The sequence below is a fragment of the Mycobacterium syngnathidarum genome, from assembly GCF_001942625.1.
GTDB classification, from domain to species: Bacteria; Actinomycetota; Actinomycetes; order Mycobacteriales; family Mycobacteriaceae; genus Mycobacterium; species Mycobacterium syngnathidarum.
This window is the reverse complement of sequence record NZ_MLCL01000063.1, coordinates 45,219-55,675: the sequence shown is the minus strand read 5'-3', so window position 1 is coordinate 55,675 and position 10,457 is coordinate 45,219. Positions and strand designations below refer to the sequence as shown.

Below are 10,457 nucleotides of genomic sequence, written 5' to 3'. Positions count from 1 at the left end.
TCACCCACGTGTTACTCACCCGTTCGCCACTCGAGTACCCCGAAGGGCCTTTCCGTTCGACTTGCATGTGTTAAGCACGCCGCCAGCGTTCGTCCTGAGCCAGGATCAAACTCTCCAAACAAAAACTTCCCAGTCCCAAAACCAGGCAGAATTCAGATTCAGAAAAATCCGATCACAAACAAAAGACACCAAACAAACTGGCATCAAAAAAACAAAACCACCCACCAAGAACGGAAGACGGGGAGTCCCCCAAGATGAATGGCAAAAAACAACAAACAAAAACCACCAAACACACTATTGAGTTCTCAAACAACACGCCCGAGTTTACCGCGCAGAAATCCCGCGGCTAAAAGCCGCTCAACTTGCTGCGGGCAGTGAGAAGACCCACCGTAATGGGTGTCTCTCTCGGATTTTGTCTTCGCTCTCCGGCGCTTGTCCGTGTCGCTCTGACCTGGAATAAGTTACGTGAGCGCTAACAGCGAGTCAAATCGCCTGGTGGCTCCGATGTTTCCCCAGGTCAGAGCCGGGTCGACGATCGGCCTAGGCGCCCACGCGCTCGACCCCTGCAATGTGCCGCTTGCCACGTCGCAACACGAGCCAGCGCTCATGCAGAAAATCGGAATGCTGTGGTATCCACTCGTCGCTTTCAATCCGCTTGTTGTTCACGTAGACGCCGCCCTCGGCAACGTTGCGGCGAGCGGCGCCCTTGCTGGCCGCCAACCCCGTGCCGACCAACAGATCGACGATCGAATCCGGGCCTCCCGGCTTCAGCTCGGCGACCTGTCCACTACTGGCTTCACGCAACGCGGCGCCCAGGGTGGGTTCGTCGAGGTCGGTCAACTCGGCTCGGCCGAACAACGCCTGGCTGGCCAGCTCGACTGCCGTCGTCGCGCCTTCGCCGTGTACCAACGTGGTGAGTTCCCTGGCCAGCCGCTTCTGCGCGGCGCGCTCATGGGCACGATTCTGGGTGGCGTCCTCGAGATCGGCGATCTCATCCGTGGTCAGGAAGGTGAACCACCGCAGGTACCCGACGACATCGGCATCGGCGGTGTTCACGAAGTACTGGTACCAGGCGTACGGGCTGGTCATCTCGGGGTCGAGCCAGAGGTTGCCGCCGCCGGTCGACTTGCCGAACTTCTTGCCCTCGGAGTCGGTGACCAGCGGAGTTGTCATGGCATGCACGGTGGCGCCCAGCTTCTGACGCACCAGGCGCGCCCCGGCCACGATGTTGCCCCACTGATCGGAACCACCGATCTGCAACGCGCAGCCATGCCGCTGATGCAGTTCTACGAAGTCGTTGGCCTGAAGCAGCATGTAGCTGAATTCGGTGTAGGAGATGCCTTCGCCCTCCAGCCGGCGCCGGACGGTCTCCCGGTCCAGCATCACGTTCACCGAGAAGTATTTGCCCAGGTCACGCAGGAACTCGATGGCCGAGAGCTGGCCGGTCCAGTTCAGGTTGTTCTCCACGATGGCGCCGGTCGGGGTTTCGTCGAATTCGACGAACCGTTCGAGCTGCCCGCGGATTCGGCCGGCCCAGTCCGCGACCGTGTCAGCGGTGTTCAGCGTGCGTTCGCCGGTATCGCGAGGGTCGCCGATCATCCCGGTGGCGCCGCCGGCGAGCACGATCGGCCGGTGGCCGGCACGCTGGAACCGCCGCAGCGTGAGCAGCGGGACCAAGTGCCCCGCGTGCAGGCTGGGCGCCGTCGGGTCGAAACCCGAGTAGACGGTCATGGGTCCCTTGGCCAGGTCATTCGCCAGCGCGTCGCGGTCGGTCGACTGCGCGATCAGCCCACGCCAGTCCAGCTCATCGAGGATTCCCATGCTCATGACGACGATCATGCCGCATGGCCGACATCAGTCACTGGAGCCGGGCGCCGGGGCACGTGGACTGCGCCGATACGCCGATACCTCTGCCCTGTCCGCCAGCCACAACCGCCACCTACGGTCGGCAGCCTTGCTCACGCCGACCCGGGGTCCGGCGACCGCGGTAACCGGATCAGTTAGCGCCAACTGCACCGGACTGTCGGCATCGAAAAGGTCAATTCCGTTGTCGTCCATGGTGATTCCCAGGGCAGAGCACAGGTTCCCCGGGCCTCGCGCCAGCGCGGCCGGCAGGATGGCCGGTCCACGGCGACGGCTTGCGACGTCGGCACCCGCATACACCGCAGCGGCTCGCAGCAGCACCGCACCGGCGACGCCGTCGAATCCACAGACCACGTTCGCGCAGACATGAATGCCATGGCTGCGGTAGGTGTACAGATGCCCGGGCGGTCCGAACATCACGAGATTGCGACCGCCGGCGCCCCGGTACGAATGCGATGCGGCATCGGGCCAAGGTCCGTCGGGTGGGCCGCCGTAAGCCTCGACCTCCACGATGACGGCGCTGGCTCCGCGACCGATCAGCTCGGCCCCCAACAGACGACCGGCCGCGAGCAAGGGGTCACCAGTCAACAGCTCGGCGCCCATCTGCAAGCCCACCCGAGCGATTCTGCACTTCGCAAAAACCACCGTTGACACCGGCCAGATCCCGGGCGCATTATTCATCACATGATGACTTCATCGGTTGATGAATTCTCCGTGGATTCCCCTACCGGGGGTGCTCCCCCGGCCATCGACATCGCCGGACTGCAGGTCAGCCGGGGTGGCCGGCCCGCGATCCGCGACCTCACCGTCCAGATCGCCGGCGGCACCATCACCGGCCTTCTCGGCCCGTCGGGCTGCGGCAAATCCACCCTCATGCGCAGCATCGTCGGGACACAGATCGTCGCGGCCGGCACCGTCACGGTGCTCGGGCATCCGGCCGGTTCGGCGCCGCTGCGCCATCGCGTCGGATACGTCACGCAGGATCCGACCATCTACGACGACCTGCGGGTGATCGACAATGTGCGGTACTTCGCCGCGCTGTACGGAACGTCAGCGGCCTCGGCGGCCGCCGCCATCCGCTCGGTCGGCCTCGAGGATCACCGCACCGCATACTGCGGCAATCTTTCCGGTGGCCAACGGACCCGGGCCTCTCTCGCCTGCGCGCTGGTGGCCGAACCCGAACTGCTGGTGCTGGACGAACCCACCGTCGGCCTGGACCCGGTGCTGCGGGTGGACCTGTGGGAACAGTTCAACGATCTGTCGCGGCGCGGCACCATGCTGCTGGTCTCCAGCCATGTCATGGACGAGGCCGATCACTGCGGCGACCTGCTGCTCATGCGTGAAGGTCAACTGCTCGCCCACACCACTCCCGACCGGCTACGGAAGGACACCTCATGCACGTCTCTGGAGGAAGCGTTTCTCACCGTCATCCGGCGCAGCGACCCAGCCGCGACCAACCCAGCCGGCTGAGCCCGGCGGCATACCTGGCCACCACCGGCCGGATCCTGCGGCAACTGGCCGCCGACCACCGCAGCGTGGCAATGATCCTGGTGGTGCCCAGCCTGATCATCACCCTGATGTACTTCATGTTCCAGAACGCGCCGCAGGCACCGGGACATCCGTCGCCGTTCAACAACGCCTGCCTGATCATGCTCGGCGTCTTCCCCCTGATCGTGATGTTCCTGATCACCTCGATCACCATGCAGCGCGAACGCGTGTCGGGAACCCTTGAGCGCATCCTGACCACGCCGCTTCGCCGCTTCGACCTGCTGGCCGCCTACGGCACCGCCTTCTCGATCGCTGCCGCCGCCCAAGCCACCCTGGCCTGCATCGTCTCGTTCTGGCTCCTCGGATTCGACACCGCCGGCAGCCCCGCCCTGGTTTTCCTCATCGCGATCATCAACGCCGTGCTGGGCGTGGGTCTGGGCCTGCTGTGCAGCGCGTTCGCCCGCACCGAGTTCCAGGCAGTGCAGTTCATGCCCGTGGTGATCGCCCCGCAGCTGCTGTTGTGCGGCATCATCGTGCCGCGCGCCGCGCTGCCGGACTGGCTGCAGTGGATCAGCAACGTGCTTCCCGCCAGCTATGCGCTCGAAGCACTGCAGCAGGTTGGCGCCCATCCTGAGCTGACCGCGATCGCCGCCCGCGACATCGCGATCGTCGTAGGGTTCGCCATCGTGGCATTGTGTCTGGCTGCGGCCACCCTGCGTCGCCGAACACCTTAGGAAACCATGAGCACCGACATCGATTCCGGCCAGGAACGCAAACGCCGGGGCCGTCCCTCGGGGCCGTCGGACCGACGTGAGCGCATCTTGGCCAGTGCACGGGAATTGTTCGCCCGCAACGGAATCGACAAGACATCGATTCGCGCCATCGCGGCCGACGCCGGGGTTGACGCCGCCCTGGTGCATCACTACTTCGGCACGAAAACCCAGCTGTTCGCCGCCGCGATTCACATTCCGATCGATCCCATGACCGTCATCGGACGGCTCAACGAGGTTCCGGTCGAACAAATCGGCCACACGCTGCCGTCAATCTTGTTGCCGCTGTGGGATTCCGAGATCGGCAAAGGGTTCGTGGCGACCTTGCGTTCCATCCTGGCAGGCAACGACGTATCGCTCGTGCGGTCGTTCCTGCAGGAGGTGATCATCGGAGAAATCGGGCCACGCGTCGACGACCCGCCCGGTAGCTCCCGCGTGCGCATCCAGTTCGTCGCCTCGCAACTGGTCGGGGTCGCGATGGCGCGCTACATCCTGGAGCTGGAGCCTTTCGCGACGCTGCCGGTGGAGCAGATCGTCGAAACCATCGCACCGACCCTGCAGCGCTACTTGACCGGCGACCTACCCGGACTCCCCTGACCCGGCCAGTTCCAGCAGGCGCTGATGCTCGGTGTCGTCATCGATGGCCACTGCCTCGTCGACCAAGAGCACCGGGATACCGTCCTCGATCCGGTAGGCGCGCCGCAACCGTGGGTTGTAGAGCCAGTCCGTTCCCGCGAGCAGCAGTGGCCCGCGATCCTGCGGGCAGACCAGGATGCTCAGAAGCTTGTCGTCGACCACCACGTGAAGCTAGCCCAGCGGGATCTGGATGCCGCCACTAGGTCCGGGCTGGGCCCCCGCGCCACCCGGAATCGGCGCGATGCCACCCGGGAACTGCCCGACACCGGGATTGACACCGCCTCGCGAAATCTGCGCGTTCGACTGGGCCTGCAGCTTGCGCTGGTAGGCCAGGGTGCTCTTGAGCGCTTTGATCAGCGGCACCTGGTTGGGGCGCTTGTCGAGCGCTTCGGTGATGGCCTCGCGGTTGGCGTTCGACGGCTTGTAGCCCTGCTGACGCAGCTTCAGGATGTCGTGGATCAGCGTCGAGATCTGTCCACCACCCTCACCGGTGTCATAGTCCTTGGCGACGATGGACAATGCTTCGTCGGCCGTCATCTGCGGCGCCGGCGCATCCGCCTGAGGTGTGGGCTCGGCGGGATCCGCCGCGGCCGTCGGCGCACCCAGCCCCACGACCAGCGCACCACCCGTCACCGCGACGCTGACCACCCGACGCCAGCTGTGCACACCCGATCCCGAAGCCATCGATCCTCCAGTCGTTCGCCGTCTGCCGGAGCGTAACAGCGCGGTGCCGCCCCGGCACGCCGCCGACAAACCGGCCTAGTCGGTCTCCGGCTCGTCGTCGGCACCCGCGATGAGTTCGGCCCGGCTGGCCGCAGTCAATTTCTTGTACGTACCTGTATCGGCATCGAAGTACCAGCAGTTACGCCGACCCGGTTTCGGGATGCCCGCGGCCCGCAGCGGACCGATCACCGGGCGGTATGAGGCTCCGAGCTCCATGTCGGCCACCACGTGCACCACGTCCGGCGGACAACCCGCGGCCAGATCGTCCAGGGCGTGGGTGAGATCGGCCGTCGGGACGCTACCGCCGGGCCGCAGGGCCAGGGCCGTCACCGCCAACTGACGGCCCGATTCCTCAACGCCGTACGTCACCGACATGTCGACCGCGTCGAGGCGCCCGACCGCGTCGTTGACGCTCGTCGCGAACACCGGCCCACGCGCGGTGCGGATCACCGCACCACGGTTGTCCACCAGCCAGTAGTCACCGTCCTCGTCACGACGGAACAGGAATTCGGTGGACACCCAGGTATCGGCAGGCGCGAACACACCCCGTTTGACCACGGCGGTCGGATCCACCGGGCCACGCGGGTGAGCCAGGAGCACACCGACCTCGTTGGCCTCGGCCTTGCGGACAAAGCCTTGCTCGTCCTCCAGGATCAGATCGTCATCGGCGTCGTAGGCAGCAAGTTCGACGGTGCCGCTGCCCGGCAGCGGACGCCCCTTGCTGCCGATCTTGGCGCCCGAGACATTGGCCAGCACGGCCTGTCCGTCGGTGGTGGCGAAGAACTCCACCACCTGGGCCGGTTCGAACACATCGACCACGCGCTTCCACAACCCGGCCGGCATACCGGAGCCGATGAACAACCGGACCGGATGACTGCCGGTCAGCGAGAACGACGGATCGTCGATGACCTCGCGCAGCATGGCCCAGGTGTAGGACACGACCGTGACGCCGTACTGCCGGATCTCCTGAAGGAACCGGTCGGGTTGCAGTCCACGGGACAACGCGATGCGCGAGCCGCCGACCACCGCGCCACCCAGGCTGACCAGCAGGCCTGACTGGTGATGCAGCGGGGTCAGGCAGTAGACCGTGTCACCGCGGCCGAGATTGGCGGCCGATGCGGTGCCGAACGCCGACAGCGCCCACCGGAAGTTCGTGATCTGACGGGCCACCAGCTCACCGCCGACCTCGCTGAACGCCACGAACGCCAGGTCGCGGGCCAAGCCCGGGTTGGGCCGATACCAGCCCGGCAGCTCGACGACGTCGGGGTTGATCTTCTCCATGTCGACAACCGACGCGCCGTCGGCATCGTATTTGTCCAGGTGCAGATCACGGCTCTCGCCACCACCGAGGACCAGCACCCGCGTGTCGAGCTTGCGGGCCACCTCGAGGTGGCTGGGATCGGCGATGATCTCGGCCACCCCGCCGAGGCGGGCCGCCTCGGCCAGATCGGCTTCGGGCAGCAGCACGGCCACCGCACCCAACCGGGACAGCGCCGCGATCGCGACCAGCGCGCTGGGCCGGGTGTCCATCAGGACACCGACCCGGGCACCCTGGCGAACCCCGACGTCGATCAGACCGTGCACCACATTGTTGATGCGGCGGTCCACCGCCTCGTAGGTGTGCACGCGACCGTCGAAAAGCAACGCCTCACCGTTGGGCGCGCTGCGCGCCTGCTCGCTCATGATCCGGCCGAGCGAGATCCGGGTGTGATCGTTGACCTGTCCCAACCGGGCCAGGCGCGGCAAGGTGCGAGCCGTCTCGATGACCAGGGTCCGGGCGTTCTTGTTCGCCGTCACCAGCGCATCGGCGGCCGAGCGGGCCACCCCGAAGGCCATCTCGGTGGCTGCGGTGGCTCCGTGGGTGACACGGGTCGAGAACGACACGCCGCCTTCGGGGTGATCTGCCGGCTGCGATCCCATCGGAACGACACCTTCGGGCATCTGTTCTCCGCCAAGCCATTTCACCCATTGCGCCACCGTCGGCCAGGTCTGGGTGGAGGCCTTCGATCCCACCACCAGACCGAAATGTCCTGCCCTGATCAGATATTCGTAGACGTCAGCGTCCGGCGAGGCACGCTTGATGCCGCGCACGGCAGCCGGTTGGCCGATGTCATCGACCTCACCGATCACGGCCAGAATCGGGCAATTGATGTCGGACAGCGTGACGAGGTCACCGTGGATGGAGAAGCCGCCGGTGATCATGCGGTTGTGCGCGATGAACTGCTTGAGCAGTTCGGAGATCGCCGGCCCGGACCAGGCGATCCACCCCTCCGATGACAGGAAGCGGCGCTGTTGTTCGCGTGGCAGCAAGGCCTCCCGGTCGTGGAGCTGACGCAGAAACTCGAAGCGTGACTGGGCCGTCTTGATCGGGTCGAGCATCTGGAATCCGGTGCGCGCCAACCAGCCCGGGATGTCGATGCGGCTGAAGACGTGGTCGGCCATGAAGTCCGCGGCGCCCGCAGCGACCCCGGCCGGAAGGTTCATCGGCAGTGCGGCCAGGGTGTCCACCGGTGAGCCGAAGGCGATGATGCTCGCCAGATCCTTGGACCGCCGGTAGGCCGCGGCCTGGTAGGCGAACATCCCGCCCTGCGAGTAGCCGGCCAGATGCACGTCGCGCCCGGTGACCTCTTTGACGATGTCGATGGCCTCCGACAACGCCACCACGTGGTCGGCCAGGTTTCGTTGCATTCCGCCCTCGACCTTGTCGGGCGAGCCGAAGTCGATGACCCACGGGTCGATGCCCGCGGCGTGCAGGATGCCGACCGCCCCGTCGTCGCGCGTCACGTCCCACATGTCGGCCGACATCATCATCGGATGCACCATCAGCACCGGCGGGCGCGGATTCTGGGCACCCGGGCGGGCGTCGGGTGGGAAATACCGCCGCAGCCGGTACATCGGCACGCTCTGGATGATCTGGAAGGGCGATGGGACCGAACCGGTCTCCAGGCCCCCGTAGCGCAGCACCTCCAGACCGTTCTGCGCGGTCGCCAGCAACCGCTCGACCGGTTTGGTCACTGCCGAGAAATCCACCAGCTTGCTCCCCACATCGCAAATCACCCCGACCCCCGATTGACGAGGTCATCATGGCACAACAGCAACCGATCACCGACTCGATCGTCGACAGGCCGAGTGTGGCTCGATGCGGTGCCGGTCCCGGGGCCGCCGAACGATAGGGTCGGCGGCGATGGCACACCTGCTCGGGGGCGAAACCCTGCATCTGGAGTACCCCACCGGGGTGGTGTTCGACGCGGTCACCGTCGGCGTCAGCGAAGGCGACCGGATCGGCATCGTCGGCCGCAACGGCGACGGAAAGTCCACCCTGCTGGGCATGCTCACCGGGCGCATCGCCCCGCACGGCGGCCGCGTGACCCGGCGCAGCGGCCTGCGAGTGGGGTCGCTGGACCAGACCGACACTCTCGACCCCGACCACACCGTCGGCTGGTCGCTGGTCGGAGACCGCCCCGAACACGAATGGGCGGGCGACGCCCGGATCCGTGACGTGATCGGCGGTCTGGTTGCCGACATCCCGTTCGACGCTCCCGTGTCGACGTTGTCGGGCGGCCAGCGCCGACGCGTGCAACTGGCCGCGCTGCTGATCGACAACTGGGACGTGATCGCGCTCGACGAGCCGACCAACCATCTCGACATCCAGGGCATCACGTGGCTGGCGGGACATATCAAGCAGCGGTGGGCACGTGGCGCCGGTGGACTGTTGCTGATCACCCACGACCGCTGGTTCCTCGACGAGGTCGCCACCACCACCTGGGAGGTGCACGACCGCATCGTGGAGCCGTTCGAGGGCGGCTACGCGGCGTACGTGCTGCAGCGCGTGGAACGCGACCGGCAGGCCGCCTCGATCGAAGCCAAGCGGCAGAACCTGATGCGCAAGGAGCTGGCCTGGTTGCGTCGGGGCGCACCGGCCCGCACCTCCAAACCCAAGTTCCGGATCGACGCGGCCAATGCCCTGATCTCCGATGTACCGCCGCTGCGCAACACCGTGGAGTTGTCCCGGCTGGCGACCGCGCGGCTGGGCAAGGACGTGATCGACCTGCTCGACGTGTCGGTGGCCTACCCGGGCTCTGAGCGAGAAGTGTTGCGCGATATCGAATGGCGCATCGGACCGGGCGAGCGCACCGGCATCGTCGGTGCGAACGGTGCCGGCAAATCCACCCTGCTCGGCCTGATCGCGGGGACCGTGACGCCGACCTCCGGCCGGGTCAAACGCGGTAAGACCGTGCGCCTTTCAATCCTCGACCAGCAATCCAGCGAGCTCGATGCGGTCGCCGGGGACATGGTCCGCGAAGTGGTCGGGCGGCTGCAGACCAGCTATCAGATCGACGGTAAGGACCTGACCCCGGCCCAACTGCTGGAGCGGCTCGGCTTCGCGCGCGACCAACTGTCGACCCGCGTCGGCGAACTGTCCGGTGGCCAACGCCGCCGGCTGCAGCTCATGCTGGTGGTGCTCTCGGAGCCGAACGTGCTGGTGCTCGACGAGCCCACCAACGATGTGGACACCGACATGCTGACCGCCACCGAGGATCTGCTCGATTCCTGGCCGGGCACACTGATCGTGGTGTCGCACGATCGGTATCTGCTTGAGCGCGTCACCGATCAGCAGTACGCCATCCTGGACGGCCGGCTGCGTCATCTGCCCGGCGGGGTCGACGAATATCTGAAGCTGTCCGAGCAGCGGGCCACCGGCGCGCCGAGTGGACCGGTGTCACGCACCGAAGCCCCTCCCGCGCAAGGATTGTCCGGCGCCGAACTGCGCAACGTCGAAAAGGAGATGGCCTCGATCGACCGGTCGCTGGCCAAGCTGGCCGACCGGATCTCCACCAAGCACGACGAACTCGCCGCCCACGACCAGTCCGACCATGTGGGTCTGGGGAAGCTCACCGGCGAACTGCGCGAGCTGGAATCGCAGGTCGCCGAGTTCGAAGCCCGCTGGATGGAGCTGTCCGAACACGTCGAATAGGT

At 66.3% G+C, this 10,457-nt stretch carries 9 protein-coding genes and 1 rRNA gene; 4 read left to right on the top strand and 6 right to left on the bottom strand.

Annotated elements, in window-relative coordinates; genetic code table 11:
• The 3 genes from BKG60_RS18090 to BKG60_RS18080 all read right to left on the bottom strand — a co-directional run.
• Positions 1–121 (bottom strand): 16S ribosomal RNA (locus BKG60_RS18090); the annotation flags it as partial.
• Positions 122–540: 419 nt separating this feature from the next.
• Positions 541–1,827: a tyrosine--tRNA ligase gene (gene tyrS / locus BKG60_RS18085; protein ID WP_165617848.1), complete on the bottom strand. Its 1,287-nt coding sequence runs from the start codon at positions 1,825–1,827 to the stop codon at positions 541–543.
• Positions 1,828–1,854: 27 nt separating this feature from the next.
• Positions 1,855–2,466 carry a DNA-3-methyladenine glycosylase gene (locus BKG60_RS18080; RefSeq protein WP_070946758.1) on the bottom strand — a complete coding sequence of 204 codons (612 nt, stop codon included), beginning with the start codon at positions 2,464–2,466 and terminating at the stop codon, positions 1,855–1,857.
• Positions 2,467–2,547: 81 nt separating this feature from the next.
• On the opposite strand from BKG60_RS18080, the gene BKG60_RS18075 reads away from it, so the two are divergent.
• The 3 genes from BKG60_RS18075 to BKG60_RS18065 are packed head-to-tail and all read left to right on the top strand — an operon-like array spanning position 2,548 to position 4,718.
• Positions 2,548–3,333: an ABC transporter ATP-binding protein gene (locus tag BKG60_RS18075; RefSeq protein WP_070946753.1), complete on the top strand. Its 786-nt coding sequence runs from the start codon at positions 2,548–2,550 to the stop codon at positions 3,331–3,333.
• Positions 3,258–4,085, top strand: coding sequence for an ABC transporter permease (locus BKG60_RS18070; RefSeq protein WP_075909803.1), 828 nt, complete (start codon positions 3,258–3,260; stop codon positions 4,083–4,085). The genes BKG60_RS18075 and BKG60_RS18070 overlap by 76 nt, the downstream gene beginning before the upstream one ends.
• Before the next feature lie 6 nt (positions 4,086–4,091).
• Positions 4,092–4,718 carry a TetR/AcrR family transcriptional regulator gene (locus tag BKG60_RS18065; protein WP_070185669.1) on the top strand — a complete coding sequence of 209 codons (627 nt, stop codon included), beginning with the start codon at positions 4,092–4,094 and terminating at the stop codon, positions 4,716–4,718.
• On the opposite strand, the gene BKG60_RS18060 is transcribed toward BKG60_RS18065, so the two are convergent.
• The 3 genes from BKG60_RS18060 to BKG60_RS18050 form a co-directional block, all read right to left on the bottom strand.
• Positions 4,701–4,919, bottom strand: a complete 219-nt coding sequence (locus BKG60_RS18060; protein ID WP_070185675.1) for a Trm112 family protein — start codon at positions 4,917–4,919, stop codon at positions 4,701–4,703. The two genes, BKG60_RS18065 and BKG60_RS18060, sit on opposite strands and share 18 nt — an antisense overlap.
• 9 nt (positions 4,920–4,928) lie before the next feature.
• The gene (locus tag BKG60_RS18055; RefSeq protein ID WP_070185668.1) at positions 4,929–5,441 is read right to left on the bottom strand and encodes a hypothetical protein; all 513 of its coding nucleotides are present in this window, start codon (positions 5,439–5,441) and stop codon (positions 4,929–4,931) included.
• Positions 5,442–5,516: 75 nt separating this feature from the next.
• A complete protein-coding gene (locus BKG60_RS18050; RefSeq protein ID WP_070946757.1) occupies positions 5,517–8,513 on the bottom strand; it encodes an acyl-CoA synthetase in 2,997 nt (998 codons plus the stop codon).
• 151 nt (positions 8,514–8,664) lie between these two features.
• On the opposite strand from BKG60_RS18050, the gene BKG60_RS18045 reads away from it, so the two are divergent.
• Positions 8,665–10,455 carry an ABC-F family ATP-binding cassette domain-containing protein gene (locus BKG60_RS18045; protein WP_070946752.1) on the top strand — a complete coding sequence of 597 codons (1,791 nt, stop codon included), beginning with the start codon at positions 8,665–8,667 and terminating at the stop codon, positions 10,453–10,455.
• The last annotated feature ends 2 nt before the right edge of the window (positions 10,456–10,457 follow it).

Coding starts and splice junctions, on each gene's coding strand:
- tyrS (WP_165617848.1), bottom strand. CDS start 1,827: ATGAGCATGGGAATCCTCGATGAGCTGGACTGGCGTGGGCTGATCGCG.
- BKG60_RS18080 (WP_070946758.1), bottom strand. CDS start 2,466: ATGGGCGCCGAGCTGTTGACTGGTGACCCCTTGCTCGCGGCCGGTCGT.
- BKG60_RS18075 (WP_070946753.1), top strand. CDS start 2,548: ATGATGACTTCATCGGTTGATGAATTCTCCGTGGATTCCCCTACCGGG.
- BKG60_RS18070 (WP_075909803.1), top strand. CDS start 3,258: ATGCACGTCTCTGGAGGAAGCGTTTCTCACCGTCATCCGGCGCAGCGA.
- BKG60_RS18065 (WP_070185669.1), top strand. CDS start 4,092: ATGAGCACCGACATCGATTCCGGCCAGGAACGCAAACGCCGGGGCCGT.
- BKG60_RS18055 (WP_070185668.1), bottom strand. CDS start 5,441: ATGGCTTCGGGATCGGGTGTGCACAGCTGGCGTCGGGTGGTCAGCGTC.
- BKG60_RS18045 (WP_070946752.1), top strand. CDS start 8,665: ATGGCACACCTGCTCGGGGGCGAAACCCTGCATCTGGAGTACCCCACC.